This window comes from Flavobacterium weaverense (assembly GCF_003688495.1).
Taxonomy (GTDB): domain Bacteria; phylum Bacteroidota; class Bacteroidia; order Flavobacteriales; family Flavobacteriaceae; genus Flavobacterium; species Flavobacterium weaverense.
Map to the genome: position 1 here is coordinate 14,930 of NZ_REFH01000010.1, position 15,642 is coordinate 30,571.

Here is a 15,642-nt window from a genome sequence, read left to right on the forward strand (position 1 = left end):
ATATTAGATAAATTAATGTTAAAGTTAGATTTGTCAAAAAACGTATAGGCGATTAATTGTTAATTATTATATTGCGCCACTAAAATTATTACCTACTAAAGAGTATGAAAGCAAAGAGAATTATGGGCATACAGTTGTTACTATCAATCGTTTTGGTTGCTGGTTTCTCTAGTTGCAGTAAAAAATCCAGTTCTAAGAACACTTCTAGAGCGACGGGTTGGAACATGGATAGCAAGAAAGGCTCGAGCAAGAAAAAGCAAGAAGCAGGGCCAGGATTGGTTTTTGTTGAAGGCGGTACTTTTACTATGGGTAGAGTTCAAGATGATGTTATGCATGACTGGAATAATACGCCAACACAACAGCACGTTCAGTCTTTTTATATGGATGAGACAGAGGTTACAAATTCAATGTATTTAGACTATTTAGATTGGTTGAAAAGTGTGTATCCACCAACAGAGGAAAATTATAAAAACATTTATGAAGGTGCATCTCCAGATACTTTAGTATGGAGAAATAGATTAGGTTATAATGAAACGATGACTAATAATTACCTTAGACATCCATCATATGCTGAATATCCTGTTGTAGGAGTTAATTGGATTCAAGCGGTTGAATTTAGTAACTGGAGAACGCAACGTGTGAATGAAGCACTGTTAGAAAAAAACGGATATTTGAAAAAGAATGCAAAAACACTTGATGTTACGGCTGAGAGTAATTTTGACACTGAAACATATCTAAACTCACCAACTTCTGCTTACGGTGGAGATGAAACTATCGTATTGAAAGGTGGAAAAGGAGCTAAAAAGAGTCCAAAAGCAGGAAAGAATGGTACTGTAGTTCAACCTAAAAATGTTTATGCACAGCGCTCTTCAGGAATACTTCTTCCTGAATATAGATTACCTACTGAAGCTGAATGGGAATATGCTGCTGCTGCAGATGTAGGTCAAAGAGAATATAACATTTACAAAGGTCAGAAGAAATATCCTTGGTCAGGTGGTTACACCCGTTCTGGAAAAAGACAAAATAGAGGTGATCAATTGGCTAACTTCAAACAAGGTAATGGTGATTATGGTGGAATCGCGGGTTGGTCTGATGATGGTGCTGATATCACAAATGAGGTAAAAAAATACCCAGCAAATGATTTCGGATTGTATGATATGGCTGGAAACGTTGCAGAATGGGTTCAAGATGTTTACAGACCTATAATTGACAATGAAGCTAATGATTTCAACTACTTTAGAGGGAATCAGTATACTAAGAACAAAATTGGTCCTGATGGCAAAATTGAAATTGTTACAAAGGACAATATGAAGTTTGATACTTTAAGTAATGGTAAAATAATCGCAAGAAATTTTCCAGGTCAAATTGCACAAGTTCCAATTGATGAACAAGAGACTTACTTGAGACAGAATTTTGATAAGAGTGACAACGTTAACTATAGAGATGGTGACAAGCAGTCAACCCGATATTATAAGTTTAACGACGAGTCTTCAGATGATAAATCGAAATCTGATAAATTAATGTATAATTCGCCTAAACACAATGTAACGACAGACAGCTTAGGTAGAATGGTTAGAAAATATGATCAGTCTAGTAAAAGAACTACTTTGATAAATGATGAATCAAGAGTTTACAAAGGAGGTTCATGGAGAGATAGAGCCTATTGGTTAGATCCGGCTCAAAGAAGATACTTTCCTCAAGATATGGCTACGGACTACATTGGTTTTAGATGTGCAATGTCTAGAGTAGGTCCAAAAGCAGACAAGAAAAGATCAGCAAGAAATTAAATTTATATTAAAAATAAAAATAGAAGCCCTTTGATTAGGGCTTTTGTTTTTTTAACACCTTTCAGATGGATATTAAGTACATTCATGGTTTATTTTTAAAGTGTAATGCGGTAGTTATAGATACACGTAAAATAGTAGCGAACTCTTTTTTTGTTGCTTTAAAAGGAGATCGGTTTGATGCTAATACTTTTGTGAATGAAGCATTAGATAAAGGAGCTTCATACGTTATTATTGATGATGCTTCTTGTTTTGTCGACGAACGCACAATTGTAGTTCAGGATAGTTTAGTTGCGTTGCAACAGCTTGCCATGTATCACAGGGAATATTTAGGATTGCCGATTATAGCGCTTACGGGAAGCAATGGAAAAACAACTACAAAAGAGCTTATTAATGTTGTTCTTTCAAAAAAGTTTAAAACTAAAGCTACAGTAGGAAATTTAAATAATCATATCGGAGTGCCATTAACATTGCTTTCTTTCAATTCGGATACAGAAATAGGTATTGTAGAAATGGGAGCGAATCATAAAAAAGAAATTGAGTTTTTATGCGAATTAGCAAAACCAGATTATGGTTATATAACTAATTTTGGAAAAGCACATTTAGAGGGATTTGGCGGAGTTGAAGGTGTTATTCAAGGGAAAAGCGAAATGTATCATTACTTATCCAATGAGAGCAAGATTGTATTCATCAATTTAGAAGATGCTATTCAGGTTGAGAAGTCTAAAAGTCTAAAATCCTATACATTTGGTGTTAACAGATCGACAGCTGATCTTAATATAACGAATATAACGGCAAATCCTTTAGTGGCGGTTAGTTATGAAGGCAATACAATTAACTCTCATTTAATAGGGCTTTACAATGCAAACAATATTAATGCTGCTATAGCTATTGGAAAATACTTCAAAGTTATAGATGCGGATATAAAAAGTGCTTTAGAAGCATATGTTCCCGAAAATAATAGATCGCAGTTACTTAAAAAAGGTTCGAACCAAATCATATTGGATGCTTATAATGCAAATCCTAGTAGTATGAAAGTAGCTATTGAAAACTATATACAGTTGAGCGATTTAAATAAAATAATGATTTTAGGGGATATGTTTGAGTTAGGAGACGAAAGCGACAAAGAACATCAAGAAATTGTTGACATGCTTAAAAACGAAAAAAATATAAAGTGTTATTTTGTTGGTGCTGCTTTTTATAAAGCGAGAGTGGAAGCTGATAATTTTTATTTTTATGATTCTTTTGATAGTTTTTCAGTTGATTTATCTAATTCTATTTTTAAGAACAATTCGATTTTAATAAAAGGTTCGAGAGGAATGGCGTTAGAGCGTACGCTAGATTTTATTTAATAAATTCCTTTCTTGATAAGAAATTAAAGATGCCATCACATTATATGTTGATGGCATTTTAATTACGATTGTTTCTCGAAGTTTTAGGATTCTACAAGTTACGAATTATCAGCTTTTTAACTTTTAAGGTATTTTTAGATAGTGATTCATGTAGGTGTTTCTGTATTCAAATTTTTTTTCTTAACTCTTATTATAGCTATCCTAATATAAAATGGGTATTGGGCAAGTGTTGGGTAAATTTTATACAGTTTTATAATCTGAAATTTATCGTAATCGTTTGAATTACAGTCCTTGTTTTATTGGAATGAGAGTTGCTTAGTATTTAGAAAATAAATCCTAATCAATTAATTCTTAATATGAAAACACAAACTATCCCAACCAAAGAAAATTTTTTACCCAATGAAAGCAATACGCTATCTAAAGATTCTAGTTTTTCAGCAAGTAGCTTCGCTAATAATATTGTCTTAGTAGCAACAATGGCGTTATTAATTATTGGAGCTTCTTTCGTTTATTATCTACAACCTGATTTTTATAATTTTAATCAAACAAGAATCAATTCCTCAATTGGTTTGACATTTATCATAATCACTTCTGCTTTACTTTTATTTAAAGTGTTGTTCTTCTTTTACAATGTCTATCTATACTTTCAATATAAATCTATAGAATCTGTAACTGATGAATTACTGCCAACTTGCACTATCATCGTACCGGCATATAACGAAGGCAAATTAGTTTATGAAACATTAGTGAGTATTGCCAACAGTGATTTTCCTAAAAATAAGCTGCAGATATTAGCAATTGATGATGGAAGTAAAGATGATACTTGGTATTGGATGAATAAAGCTAAGGAAGTTTTAGGTGATAGGATATCTGTTTTTCAACAACCAGAGAACAAAGGTAAAAGACACGCTTTATATCGTGGTTTCAATTTAGGGACTGGAGATGTTTTTGTAACAATTGATAGTGACTCCATTATTAAAAAAGATACTTTAAGAAATTTAGTAAGTCCATTTATAGTTGACGAGAGCTGTGGAGCTGTAGCAGGTAACGTTCGAGTACTGAATAATAAAAACGCCATTTTGCCTAAGATGCTTAATGTTAGTTTTGTGATGAGTTTTGAATTTGTAAGGTCTGTGGAAAGTCAAGTAGGAAGTGTGCTTTGTACTCCTGGTGCGCTAGCTGCATATAAAAGTTCAGCAGTTTTCAATTGCTTGCCAGAATGGATTGATCAAAAGTTTATGGGAGTTGCATCAGACATTGGTGAAGATAGAGCCATGACGAATATGATTTTAAAACAAGGAAAGAAAGTTCTTTTTCAGCGTAATGCAATTGTGCTAACAGACGTTCCCGAGCAATATAAAGGATTGTATAAAATGTTCATTCGTTGGGGTAGAAGTAACGTTCGTGAAAATCTAGTTATGGCTAAGTTTGTTTTCACTAATTTTAGAAAGGAATCTAAGTTAGGAGCAAGGTTACTGTTTACAAATCAGTTTTTAACTTTGGTAATGACATATCCTTTTCTAATTTTTATGTTGTATTTTATAATCGTTCAGCCTTTGCTTTTTCTAAGTTCAACGCTCTTGGCGATATTGATATTTGCGAGTTTTCCAGTTTTCTTTTATGCTAAAAAGTACAGTGCGGCAGAATCCTTATGGGCATACGCATATAGTGTTTTATATACTTTTGGATTATTTTGGATCTCTCCATATGCGATAGCTACAGCTGGAAAAAGCGGTTGGTTAACTAGAGAATTGCCAGTAAAATAATTTTTTTTGAAATGTTTACTTTCGTTTAATTCTCAATTTATTAATGAAGAGTTGATGTGCTAAGTACTTCATTTTTGACAAAAACTTAAAATAAAAGTGAATCAAAGAATCGTTTCAATTTCAAATTGAGACGATTTTTTTTATGCATAGAAATGTATAGTAACGGATCAATACATATAGTCATGGGGAAATAGTAAAATCTAGATATTTGCTTTTACTAAATTCAGTATTAAATAAAATTTTTTAAAGTTCAGTTTTATGAAATAAAAAAAAACCTCCAAAATCAAATGAATTTGGAGGTTTGTAAATTTGGTGGGCGATGAGGGGTTCGAACCCCCGACCCCCTCGGTGTAAACGAGGTGCTCTGAACCAGCTGAGCTAATCGCCCTACTACAATTTAGTAACTTTCGTTTCCGTTATTGCGTGTGCAAATATACATCACTTTTCTACAATTGCAAGTAAAAAATAAAAAAAATTATAAAATTTCTGCTACAACAAAAGTGCTTCCGCCAATGTAGATGAAGTCGGATTTTGCTGCATTACTTATGGCGTTTTGGTAAGCTTCTGAAATTGAATTGTATACTTGTCCTATGAGTTGAAAAGAAGTTGCTTTTTCTTTTAAAATTGTTGCGTCTAGTCCACGAAAAATAGTTGGTTTACAGAAATAATAAATTGCATTTTTAGGGAATAGCGGTAGAATTTCATCTAAATCTTTATCATTTACAACTCCTAATACAATGTGTAATCTATCAAAACTCTCTTTTTTGATCTGATTCATCACGATTTGAAGACCGCTCTTGTTGTGTGCGGTGTCACAAATAACTTTTGGAGATTCACCTATTTGTTGCCATCTACCCTGTAGGTTAGTATTTTTTACAATATTTAGTAGTCCCGATTTTATATTTTCATCACTTATTTTAAATTCTTGTTGCTTATTTAAAACGGCAATAGTTTGAAGTACAGTTTTTTTATTGTGAAATTGGTAATCACCTATTAAATCAGAAGGAAAATTAATCGAAATTAAATCTGAAGCAAGATAGATCTCCGAACTTTTTTCTTTGGCTTTAGCCAAAAAAACTTTTTTTGATTCTACATCATATTCTCCTATTACTACTGGAACTAAAGATTTGATTATTCCTGCCTTTTCAGACGCAATCGATTCGACTGTGTTTCCAAGAAATTGCGTGTGATCTAAGCTAATATTTGTTATTACAGATACAAGAGGTGTAATAATGTTAGTAGCGTCTAATCGGCCTCCTAAGCCCACTTCAATAATAGCAATATCTACATTTTCTTTTGCGAAATAATCGAATGCTAGACCTACGGACATTTCGAAAAAACTCATCGACTGTTTTTCTAAGTAGGATTTATGTTTTTTAATAAAGTCGCAAACAAAATCTTCAGAGATTTCCAGTCCATTAATTTTTATCCGTTCTCTAAAATCTTTTAAATGAGGTGATGTGTATAGACCAACCTTATATCCTGCTTCTTGTAAAATTGAGGATAGCATGTGAGATGTGGAGCCTTTTCCATTAGTTCCGGCTACATGAATGCAATTTAATTTTTTTTCAGGATTGCCTAAGTGTTCAGATAATGAAATAATGTTGGTCAGGTCTTCCTTGTAAGCCGATGCGCCTTGAGTTTGGTACATTGGTAGTTGATTAAACATCCACTGCGTTGTTTCTTGATAATTCATGAGGTCTATAAATAATAAAAACTCAAAGATACTTGAGTTTTTATTATTTATAGTTATGATTATTCTCCAATTTTGAAATTCACGGTTATGAATCCAATTTGAGTTTCAGGCGCTTTTGAATCGGGTTGCCATCTATATTTCCTGGCTGTGGCCAATGCAGGTTCTATCAAACACGGATTGGTATTGGTCGTTCCTTTCGTATATTTTGCAGCAATTACATTACCACTTCTATTTACTGTAATTTGTACTACAACAGTTCCAAATTCATTACATTTTTGTACTTCTTTTCCTCTAGAACTAATGCTGCGGCCATTTAATCCCCAACCGCTTCCATTACCGCTTCCAGTTCCTGAGCCATAATAACTATTTGCGTAAGGATTTCCATTTGGACTTCCCTTATCTCCTGGAAGATTATCGTTACCTTCTCCGCCTTGTGCTTTTCCATCCGACTTAGGACCATTTATCAAACTTGATAATGCGTCAGAAGTACTTTTTGAAGGCTTTGGATTTTCTTTTGGTTTCGGTTTTACTTCCTCTTTAGCGGTTTGCTTAGTAGGTTGAATTTTTTTAGCTTCCTTTATTACGACAGCTTCTTCAATATCTTGAGAAAGCACATCGTCATTGCTAGCCGCCGCTTCTTTTGCTGCCTCCGCTTTAGGAGCAGATTGGATGGCTTCTGTAGGTTGGATATTTCCAGAACCAAATTCCGTCGTACCAAAATTAATTGCTATTCCATTTTCGGGAGGAGGATCTAATGAGGTCAATCCTAAATAAAAGAACAAAACAAAAAGAATCACAAAAATTACTGATGTGATTACAAATGATTTCTTTTCTTCTTTTGTTTCTATATATTTCATGTAGAATAAATCTTTTTTTAAGACAAATAAACTATTTAGGTCTAACCGCTAAAACTACTTTAATCTGGTTTCTATTAGCAATGTCTAAAACGTTTACCGCTTTCTCAATAGGAACTCCTTCTTCAGCTCTTAGAACAATAGCTTTTTCTTTATCTGATGAAAAAAGACCTAGTAATTTTGATTCTAATTCAGATTCAGACACTGGTTCTTTGTCAATAAAAAATTGTAATTCTTTATTGATGCTCACTGAAATGTTTTTATTGCTATCCGTTTTTCCTTTTGCTTTTGGTAGAACTAAATCTAATGCATTAGTCGTAACCATTGTTGATGTAAGCATAAAAAATATCAGTAATAAAAACACAATATCAGTCATTGAAGACATATTGAATTCTGCGCTAACTTTATTTCTTCCTCTTAAATTCATAATTATGCAGGGTCGTTTAATAAGTCTAAAAAGTCAACTGCGTTCGCTTCCATCTGGTGAACGATTTTATCTGTTTTTACTACCAAGTGGTTGTAACCCACATAAGCAATAATTCCAACGACTAAACCAACAACAGTAGTTGTCATTGCGGTATAAATTCCTTCAGAAAGTGCACCAACTTCAATTTGTCCGCCAGAGCTTGCCATTTTGTGGAATGCTTGAATCATACCAACAACTGTTCCTAAAAATCCAGTCATAGGACCTGCTCCAGAAATAGTAGCTAACATGCTTACATTTTTTTCTAATTTATAAATCTCAAGCTTTCCAGCATTTTCGATAGCAGTATTAATATCGTCGAGCGGCTTTCCAATTCTTGAAATTCCTTTCTCAATTAAACGTGCGACAGGTGATTTATAATGAGCACATGCGATTTTAGCGTTATCGATTCGGCCATTCTTGATATTATCTTTGATTTGTGCCATGAAATTCACATCAATTTTTGAAGCAGCATTGATAGCCAGTAGGCGTTCAAAATAAAGATATAAAGCAACAAAAAACATTAAAAATAAAGCAGTCATTATAATTTGACCTGCTAGTCCTCCGCTAGTTAGTAGCTCGATTATAGATAATGTTTTTTCAACAGGAACTGCATCAACTAAACTTTCTTTCGCAACAGATAGGCTGTCCGCTTGTAACAATAGACTCATAGAAATTTTATTTATTATGAAAACGCTAATATATTATAAAAATTGCTATTTACTTCGATTATAATTAGCAACTCAAAGGATTTATTTAAGGTGTAAATTTAGGAATAAAAAAAAGTCAGTTTATGCATTTGTTGTTATAACAATGCATTAAACTGACTAATTATTTACCTCCGTCTAAATAACAAAAGCTACTATCGTGTAAAATTGATTTAAACTAATTGTTTCAAAGCAATTTCAAATGCTGACGCACTTATGTTTGTTTTTGAATTATTTAGCGCGTGAGCTTTTTCTATCGCTGCTTTAATGGTTGCTGAAGTATCTTGAAAAATAGCTTCATCGGTCATTTCAACTCTTTTCTCCATAAGGAAAGCAAATACTCTAGCCATTCCGCAATTAGAGATAAAGTCAGGAATTAAGCTGATTTTGTTGTCAATATGCTCCATTATTGGTCCGAAGAAAATTGCTGTATCGGCAAAAGGTACATTTGCACCACAAGAAATAACCTCAAGTCCATTAGCGATTAAGCTGTCAATTTGTGATTGAGTGACTAAACGTGAAGCTGCACAAGGAGTAAATATTTCAGCACCTATCGTCCAGATTTTCTCATTGATTTCATCAAAAGGGATCATATTCTCAGCGACAAGCTTGTTTCCATCTTTTGTAAGGTAAAAAGCTTTAATTTCGTCAAAAGTGTATCCTTCTTCGTTTATAATTCCACCATCTCTATCAATTATACCAATAATTTTTGCACCCATACCTGCTAAGTAAAATGCAGCTGCCGATCCTACATTCCCAAAACCTTGTACGATTGCTTTTTTTCCTTTAACATCTCCGCCGTAAATATCGTAATAGTTTTTTACTGCTTCAGCAACGCCAAAACCTGTAATCATATCTGCTACGGTATATTTTCGTAAAACGTCAGGTGAATATTTTGTATCTTCAATTACTTTCACAACGCCTTGACGCAATTGTCCAATTCTATTGATTTTCTCTGCTTCAGTTGGTTTAAAATGCCCATTGAAAACACCTTCTTGCGGGTGCCAAATACCACATTCTTCCGTCATTGGGATAACTTCATGCGTTTCGTCGACATTTAAATCACCTCCTGTACCATAGTAGCTTTTCAATAAAGGAGAAACTGCTTTAAACCAACGTTCTAAAACTCCTTTTTTTCTCGAGTCATTTGGATCAAAATTTATTCCAGATTTGGCACCACCAATTGCTGGCCCAGCCACTGAAAATTTTACCTCCATAGTTTTTGCCAAAGACAAAACTTCATTCATATCTAAACCTTTTCTCATGCGAGTTCCACCACCTGCAGCTCCACCACGTAGTGAATTAATGACTGTCCATCCTTCTGCTTCTGTTTCAGCGTCCTTCCAATGGAAAACTATTTCCGGTTCTTTATTTTCGAATTTATTTAATAAATCTTTCATTTTTTACGATATGTTTAATTTAGGCAAATATAAATAATAGAGTAATGTGAATTATGTATTTTGAGTTTTATTTTAAATCTTGCAGATTGTTTTAAATTTTGGATACTAAACTAAAAATTACTCGATAATAGTGGAGCATTAAAAAATAGTATGTGTCTTAGTTTGAATTTGTAGTTTTAGTATGATTTTTTATCTTTAAACAATTGCTAAATTCACGAAAACGTTTGAAATTAAATATTAAATAATTACTTTTGAGGACCAATTTAAGAACATTTAATTTATAAAAAAACATATGGATTTTAATCTATCAGAGGAACATTTAATGATTCAACAAGCAGCTAAAGATTTTGCTGTAGCAGAATTATTATCTGGTGTTATTGAACGTGACGAACATTCAAAATTTCCTACAGAGCAAGTGAAAATGATGGCCGAGTTAGGGTTTATGGGAATGATGGTCGATCCAAAATATGGTGGTTCAGGTTTAGATAGTATTTCTTATGTTTTAGCATTGACTGAGATTTCTAAAATTGATGCTTCTGCAGCTGTTATTATGTCTGTGAACAACTCATTAGTATGTGCAGGTATTGAAAAATACTGTAATGAAGAACAAAAAATGAAATACTTAGTTCCCCTTGCTAAAGGAGAAGTCATAGGTGCTTTTTGCTTATCAGAGCCAGAAGCCGGTTCAGATGCAACTTCACAAAAAACCACTGCAATCGATAAAGGAGATCACTATTTATTAAATGGTACTAAAAACTGGATTACCAATGGTTCTTCGGCATCTACTTATATTGTAATTGCACAAACTGATATTGAGAAAGGACATAAAGGAATCAACGCTTTTATCGTTGAAAAAGGTTGGACTGGATTTGATATTGGTCCAAAAGAAAAAAAGATGGGTATTCGTGGATCAGACACGCATTCCTTAATGTTTACTGATGTAAAGATTCCAAAAGAAAACAGAATTGGAGCAGATGGATTTGGTTTTAATTTTGCAATGGCTGTTTTAAATGGTGGTAGAATTGGAATTGCTTCTCAAGCGTTAGGAATAGCAACTGGTGCTTACGATCTTGCTTTAAAATATTCTCAAGAACGCAAAGCATTTGGAAAAGAAATTTTCAAACACCAAGCAATTGCTTTTAAATTAGCAGATATGGCGACGCAAATTATGGCAGCCAAAATGCTAGTTCTAAAAGCAGCTTCAGAAAGAGATGAAGGAAAAGACATTTCTCAATCTGGTGCAATGGCAAAATTGTTTGCTTCCCAAACGGCGATGGACACCACAATCGAAGCAGTTCAAATACACGGTGGAAATGGATATGTTTCAGAATATCATGTAGAGCGTATGATGCGTGATGCTAAAATTACTCAGATTTATGAAGGTACTTCTGAAATTCAACGCATTGTAATTTCAAGAACTTTGATTTCTTAAAAATATTATTTTAATTATAGAACCCTTTCTAATTTCGGTTAGAAAGGGTTTTTCTTTTAGACACTTTTGTTCATGTCATAAGCTAAAATAAGATAGTCGTTGCTATTAAATTGAAAATCAGCTATTATTTCCCATTTTAGTTTTTCAATATGTGCTTTACGAGATGGTATGTTAGTTTTGTTAATAAAAGTCAAGCTTAATGGGTATTTACTCTTCATGTTCACACGCATGAATTCAAAAAACGGACTGATTAAACCATTGCCTCTATATTCTTTATGAATACAAACAGGTCCATACTGAAAGCTACTATCAGTGTTAAATTTATGATCTAAAAAGTGAAGTTCAGGTAATAGCGAAATCATGTGATTGAATATGGGCCACTGATTGAAGAAATCCCAACTTCCAGTAAAAATATAAGCAATAATCTTAGTTTTATCTTTTGCCACAAATAAATTTTGACACTCAATAACTTCTGTTAACTGTGCAATTGTAAATGGCGTTGTCACAAAACCACCAACTTTTTCCTCCTCAGATAAATTCGAAACTAAATAAAGTTCTTGCAATGCCAGAACACCTTCGATGTCATTTAAAGTTGCTATTTCAAATCGTATATTTTCTATCATTAAAAGGAAAATTTAAATTAGTGTGTTTATTCAAAATTAAGAAAAATTTAATTACGCTTTGTTTTTAAAATCCAAAAACAATCCTTTGCTTAAAGCGAGGCTATTTTGACGTTTTTGCTTATTTTTGTACAATGAAAAATATTATAATTACCGGTACAAGTAGAGGTATAGGTCATGAGTTAGCACTGCAGTTTGCAAATTCAGGACATCAAGTGCTAGCAATATCGAGAAAAATTCCACAGACATTATTGGGAAATGCAAATATAACTTGTCTTTCAGTTGATTTATCTAATGAATCAGAATTAAGTAAAGTAAGTGATTTTGTTTCGAAATCGTGGAAGCAAATAGATGCTATTATTCATAATGCCGGAAGCTTAATTTTGAAACCTTTTGCAGAAACTTCGCAAGAAGATTTCGAAAACATTTATAAAGTCAATGTTTTTGGGGTTGCTAATTTGACTCGGATTGCATTGCCTTATTTGCAAAAAGGAAGTCATGTGGTAACTATTAGTTCGATGGGCGGAATTCAAGGAAGCTTGAAATTTGCGGGACTTGCAGCCTATAGTTCTAGTAAAGGAGCTGTTATTACACTTATGGAATTACTAGCTGAGGAATATAAAGAGCGTGGAATTTCTTTTAATGTATTAGCATTAGGTTCTGTGCAAACAGAAATGCTCGAAGAAGCTTTTCCAGGATATCAAGCTCCAATTTCAGCAAACGAAATGGCTGATTATATTTTCAATTTTACTTTGACAGGAAATAAATATTTCAATGGTAAGGTGTTGCAAGTATCTTCAACTAATCCATAAATAAAACTTTTAAGTTAGATTTAATTTTGAGTGAAACCTTATCAAGATATCTTCCCGAGCACGCCGTAAAACCAGTTTTCGAACTAATTGTAGCTAATCAAGTGCATCTTAAAATCGTCAATGAACGACAAACTCGTCATGGAGATTATCGAAAAGGATTAAATGGAAAGCACGAAATAACGGTTAATTCAAACTTAAATAAATACAAGTTTTTGATTACATTAATTCATGAAATCTCTCATTTAGTTGCTTTTGAAAAATTTGGAAGAAACATAAAACCACATGGTAATGAGTGGAAATTTTCTTTTCAGCGCTTGATGGTTCCTTATATTAGACCAGAGATTTTCCCTGCTCAATTATTGCCACTGTTAGCAAGACACTTTAAAAACCCAACTGCTAGTAGCGACACTGACACAACTTTAGCATTAGCATTGAAACAGTTTGATCAGGTAAACGATAAAAATTATGTTTTCGAAATTCCTTATGGAAGTATTTTTAGAATTTCGAATGGTAAAATTTTCAAGAAAATAGCGGTCCGAACGAAACGTTTTGAATGTCTGGAGATAAGTTCAGGCAAGATGTATTTATTTAATCCTAACGCTGAGGTAGAGTTGTTGAAAACGAACTAGTTATCATTATCTTACTGTTTAATTGCTTCATTTTATAGAAAGAAAAGGATTATAAAATATTATTTTTATATTTGTTTCAATCAATTTCTAAAGTAGAATAATGAATCCATTTACAACAGTACTATTTCTATTCTTTTTTATTAATTTCAGCTATGCACAGCAGCGCGGAATTTATTTAACTTCAAAAAAAGGAAGTGGACACACATATCTCGTAGAGAACAGAAGAATAAAAGTAAAACTGCATAATAATCAAAAAATTGCAGGAAATTTTAAAATCATAGATACTGCAACCATCGTTATAAAAGGAACTGAAATTAAAATAGATTCAATTTTAAAAATTAGAAAAGCTTCAACTTTCTCTACAGTTTTAAGTCCTATTTCTATTGCTAGCGGAGGTCTTTTAACAATGGCAGGTGTCTCAGTTCTCACCTCAGGTGGCTATCTAGCTTCAGTTGGTATAATCCCTATGGTTTATGGTTCTGTATTTATCATTGTACCTTTAATAGGTAAACAGCATAAGCGTGATAAATGGAATTATAAAATCGAAAATTAGTATAGATTTTATTACTCCTTTAAATATGCTTCTCTTACTTTTCTAAATAAATTAGAAGAGTAAACAAAATCAACTACTGCTTCATTATCGGTAATAAAAATTTCTTCTTTGGTTCCTTGCCAAGCTTTTAGACCATTTTTTAGGAACAAGATATTATCACCAATCTCCATAACCGAATTCATATCGTGTGTATTAATCACGGTTGTGATATCGTATTCTTCAGTGATTTCCTTAATTAAGTTGTCAATTAGGGTGGAAGTATTTGGATCAAGACCAGAGTTGGGTTCGTCACAAAAAAGGTATTTTGGTCGGTTTACGATTGCTCGTGCAATGGCAACCCTTTTTTGCATTCCTCCTGATATTTCAGAAGGTAATTTATGATGCGCATCTTTAAGTGCTACTCTTTCAAGTACAAAGTCAACACGCTCTTTAATCATAGCTTTATTGTCTTTGGTGAACATTCGCAAAGGAAAACCAACATTCTCAGCTACAGTCATGGAATCAAAAAGTGCGCTTCCTTGAAATACCATTCCTATTTCCGTTCTAAGGTCTCTCTTCTCATCTGGCGCTAATTCAGAATATATTCTACCATCAAAACATATCTGTCCTGATTCAGGTGTATGAATACCTAAAAGACTTTTTAGTAAAACTGTTTTTCCAGATCCACTTTGTCCTATAATCAAATTGGTTTTTCCAGTTTCAAAAACTGTCGAAATACCTTTAAGGATTTTATTTCCACCAAATGATTTTTCTATGTTTTTTAATTCTATCATGATCCTAGTAACAGTTGCGTTAATATATAGTTGAAAAGTATTATTGAAACTGATGTCCAAACAAATGAAACTGTACTTGCTTTACCAACTTCAAGAGCTCCACCTTTCATGTAATAACCATGGAAAGAAGGTATAGTTGCTAATAATAATGCGAAAATTAATGTTTTTAGAAAGGCATATGCAATATGGAATGGAATAAAATCCATTTGTGCTCCATTAATGAATTCAGCACTTGATATGAAACCACCATAAACACCAGCCATCCATCCACCTAGAATACCTAGAAACATTGCAATTCCAATAAGAAAAGGATATAATAAAAGCGCTATAATTTTAGGAAATACTAAATAATTCAAAGCATTAACTCCCATTACCTCTAGAGCATCAATTTGCTCCGTAACTCTCATTGTACCGATGCTAGAAGTAATAAACGATCCCATTTTTCCCGCCATAATGATTGAAATAAATGTTGGAGCAAACTCTAAAATCACAGATTGTCTTGTAGCGAATCCAATAAGATATTTAGGTATCAGCGGATTAGTTAGGTTTAATGCAGTTTGAATTGCCACAACACCTCCAACGAAGAAGGAAATAAAGGCTACAATTCCTAGAGATCCAATAATCAAGTCATCAATTTCCTTGAAAATTAAATTCCGCATTACAGACCATTTGGTTTGCTTGTTAAAGATTTCTTTTAGCATCAGGAAATATCTTCCTATTTGCGTTATATATCGAAGGAGCATCATAGTTATGTGAATAAGGGCTAAATTACAAAATTAGTTACGAGTTATTTGTCAATTT

The 15,642-nt window shown here is 33.0% G+C and carries 15 protein-coding genes and 1 tRNA gene; 7 read left to right on the forward strand and 9 right to left on the reverse strand.

Annotated features, from left to right (window positions below; translation table 11 throughout):
- The first annotated feature begins 104 nt into the window (after positions 1-104).
- From gldJ to BC961_RS09900, 3 genes are all read left to right on the forward strand, one after another.
- Complete coding sequence (gene gldJ / locus BC961_RS09890; RefSeq protein ID WP_121925720.1) at positions 105-1,787, forward strand: gliding motility lipoprotein GldJ; 1,683 nt, start codon at positions 105-107, stop codon at positions 1,785-1,787.
- A 65-nt stretch (positions 1,788-1,852) separates the two neighbouring features.
- Positions 1,853-3,136: a UDP-N-acetylmuramoyl-tripeptide--D-alanyl-D-alanine ligase gene (locus BC961_RS09895; protein WP_121925721.1), complete on the forward strand. Its 1,284-nt coding sequence runs from the start codon at positions 1,853-1,855 to the stop codon at positions 3,134-3,136.
- Positions 3,137-3,492: 356 nt separating this feature from the next.
- A complete protein-coding gene (locus BC961_RS09900; RefSeq protein ID WP_121925722.1) occupies positions 3,493-4,902 on the forward strand; it encodes a glycosyltransferase in 1,410 nt (469 codons plus the stop codon).
- 310 nt (positions 4,903-5,212) lie between these two features.
- On the opposite strand, the gene BC961_RS09905 is transcribed toward BC961_RS09900, so the two are convergent.
- The 6 genes from BC961_RS09905 to BC961_RS09930 all read right to left on the reverse strand — a co-directional run bounded on the left by BC961_RS09905 (position 5,213) and on the right by BC961_RS09930 (position 10,022).
- Positions 5,213-5,290, reverse strand: a tRNA-Val gene (locus tag BC961_RS09905).
- Positions 5,291-5,377: 87 nt separating this feature from the next.
- The gene (locus tag BC961_RS09910; protein ID WP_121925723.1) at positions 5,378-6,598 is read right to left on the reverse strand and encodes a bifunctional folylpolyglutamate synthase/dihydrofolate synthase; all 1,221 of its coding nucleotides are present in this window, start codon (positions 6,596-6,598) and stop codon (positions 5,378-5,380) included.
- A 59-nt stretch (positions 6,599-6,657) separates the two neighbouring features.
- The gene (locus BC961_RS09915) at positions 6,658-7,455 is read right to left on the reverse strand and encodes an energy transducer TonB family protein (protein ID WP_121925724.1); all 798 of its coding nucleotides are present in this window, start codon (positions 7,453-7,455) and stop codon (positions 6,658-6,660) included.
- A 31-nt stretch (positions 7,456-7,486) separates the two neighbouring features.
- The gene (locus BC961_RS09920; RefSeq protein WP_121925725.1) at positions 7,487-7,879 is read right to left on the reverse strand and encodes an ExbD/TolR family protein; all 393 of its coding nucleotides are present in this window, start codon (positions 7,877-7,879) and stop codon (positions 7,487-7,489) included.
- Positions 7,880-7,881: 2 nt separating this feature from the next.
- Positions 7,882-8,586 carry a MotA/TolQ/ExbB proton channel family protein gene (locus BC961_RS09925; protein ID WP_121925726.1) on the reverse strand — a complete coding sequence of 235 codons (705 nt, stop codon included), beginning with the start codon at positions 8,584-8,586 and terminating at the stop codon, positions 7,882-7,884.
- Positions 8,587-8,795: 209 nt separating this feature from the next.
- The gene (locus BC961_RS09930) at positions 8,796-10,022 is read right to left on the reverse strand and encodes a Glu/Leu/Phe/Val dehydrogenase dimerization domain-containing protein (protein WP_121925727.1); all 1,227 of its coding nucleotides are present in this window, start codon (positions 10,020-10,022) and stop codon (positions 8,796-8,798) included.
- Positions 10,023-10,314: 292 nt separating this feature from the next.
- Between BC961_RS09930 and BC961_RS09935 the strand changes: the two genes are divergently transcribed.
- Positions 10,315-11,454 (forward strand): acyl-CoA dehydrogenase family protein, encoded by a 1,140-nt coding sequence (locus BC961_RS09935; RefSeq protein ID WP_121925728.1) that lies wholly within the window; start codon positions 10,315-10,317, stop codon positions 11,452-11,454.
- A 56-nt stretch (positions 11,455-11,510) separates the two neighbouring features.
- Here the strand turns inward: BC961_RS09935 and BC961_RS09940 are convergent, their stop codons facing one another.
- Entirely contained in the window at positions 11,511-12,077 is a 567-nt protein-coding gene (locus BC961_RS09940) for a GNAT family acetyltransferase (protein WP_121925729.1), read from the reverse strand.
- Positions 12,078-12,208: 131 nt separating this feature from the next.
- Between BC961_RS09940 and BC961_RS09945 the strand changes: the two genes are divergently transcribed.
- The 3 genes from BC961_RS09945 to BC961_RS09955 all read left to right on the forward strand — a co-directional run bounded on the left by BC961_RS09945 (position 12,209) and on the right by BC961_RS09955 (position 14,068).
- A complete protein-coding gene (locus tag BC961_RS09945) occupies positions 12,209-12,886 on the forward strand; it encodes an SDR family NAD(P)-dependent oxidoreductase (protein WP_121925730.1) in 678 nt (225 codons plus the stop codon).
- 26 nt (positions 12,887-12,912) lie between these two features.
- The gene (locus tag BC961_RS09950) at positions 12,913-13,515 is read left to right on the forward strand and encodes a SprT-like domain-containing protein (RefSeq protein ID WP_121925731.1); all 603 of its coding nucleotides are present in this window, start codon (positions 12,913-12,915) and stop codon (positions 13,513-13,515) included.
- 100 nt (positions 13,516-13,615) lie between these two features.
- Positions 13,616-14,068, forward strand: a complete 453-nt coding sequence (locus BC961_RS09955; RefSeq protein WP_121925732.1) for a hypothetical protein — start codon at positions 13,616-13,618, stop codon at positions 14,066-14,068.
- Between the two features lie 11 nt (positions 14,069-14,079).
- Here BC961_RS09955 and BC961_RS09960 read toward each other — a convergent pair whose 3' ends face one another.
- Both BC961_RS09960 and BC961_RS09965 read right to left on the reverse strand, forming a co-directional pair.
- Positions 14,080-14,841, reverse strand: coding sequence for an ABC transporter ATP-binding protein (locus BC961_RS09960; protein ID WP_121925733.1), 762 nt, complete (start codon positions 14,839-14,841; stop codon positions 14,080-14,082).
- Complete coding sequence (locus BC961_RS09965; protein WP_121925734.1) at positions 14,838-15,587, reverse strand: MlaE family ABC transporter permease; 750 nt, start codon at positions 15,585-15,587, stop codon at positions 14,838-14,840. Before BC961_RS09965 ends, BC961_RS09960 begins: the two co-directional genes overlap by 4 nt.
- Positions 15,588-15,642: the final 55 nt, after the last annotated feature.

Coding starts and splice junctions, on each gene's coding strand:
- gldJ (WP_121925720.1), top strand. CDS start 105: ATGAAAGCAAAGAGAATTATGGGCATACAGTTGTTACTATCAATCGTT.
- BC961_RS09895 (WP_121925721.1), top strand. CDS start 1,853: ATGGATATTAAGTACATTCATGGTTTATTTTTAAAGTGTAATGCGGTA.
- BC961_RS09900 (WP_121925722.1), top strand. CDS start 3,493: ATGAAAACACAAACTATCCCAACCAAAGAAAATTTTTTACCCAATGAA.
- BC961_RS09910 (WP_121925723.1), bottom strand. CDS start 6,598: ATGAATTATCAAGAAACAACGCAGTGGATGTTTAATCAACTACCAATG.
- BC961_RS09915 (WP_121925724.1), bottom strand. CDS start 7,455: ATGAAATATATAGAAACAAAAGAAGAAAAGAAATCATTTGTAATCACA.
- BC961_RS09920 (WP_121925725.1), bottom strand. CDS start 7,879: ATGAATTTAAGAGGAAGAAATAAAGTTAGCGCAGAATTCAATATGTCT.
- BC961_RS09925 (WP_121925726.1), bottom strand. CDS start 8,586: ATGAGTCTATTGTTACAAGCGGACAGCCTATCTGTTGCGAAAGAAAGT.
- BC961_RS09930 (WP_121925727.1), bottom strand. CDS start 10,022: ATGAAAGATTTATTAAATAAATTCGAAAATAAAGAACCGGAAATAGTT.
- BC961_RS09935 (WP_121925728.1), top strand. CDS start 10,315: ATGGATTTTAATCTATCAGAGGAACATTTAATGATTCAACAAGCAGCT.
- BC961_RS09940 (WP_121925729.1), bottom strand. CDS start 12,077: ATGATAGAAAATATACGATTTGAAATAGCAACTTTAAATGACATCGAA.
- BC961_RS09945 (WP_121925730.1), top strand. CDS start 12,209: ATGAAAAATATTATAATTACCGGTACAAGTAGAGGTATAGGTCATGAG.
- BC961_RS09955 (WP_121925732.1), top strand. CDS start 13,616: ATGAATCCATTTACAACAGTACTATTTCTATTCTTTTTTATTAATTTC.
- BC961_RS09960 (WP_121925733.1), bottom strand. CDS start 14,841: ATGATAGAATTAAAAAACATAGAAAAATCATTTGGTGGAAATAAAATC.
- BC961_RS09965 (WP_121925734.1), bottom strand. CDS start 15,587: ATGATGCTCCTTCGATATATAACGCAAATAGGAAGATATTTCCTGATG.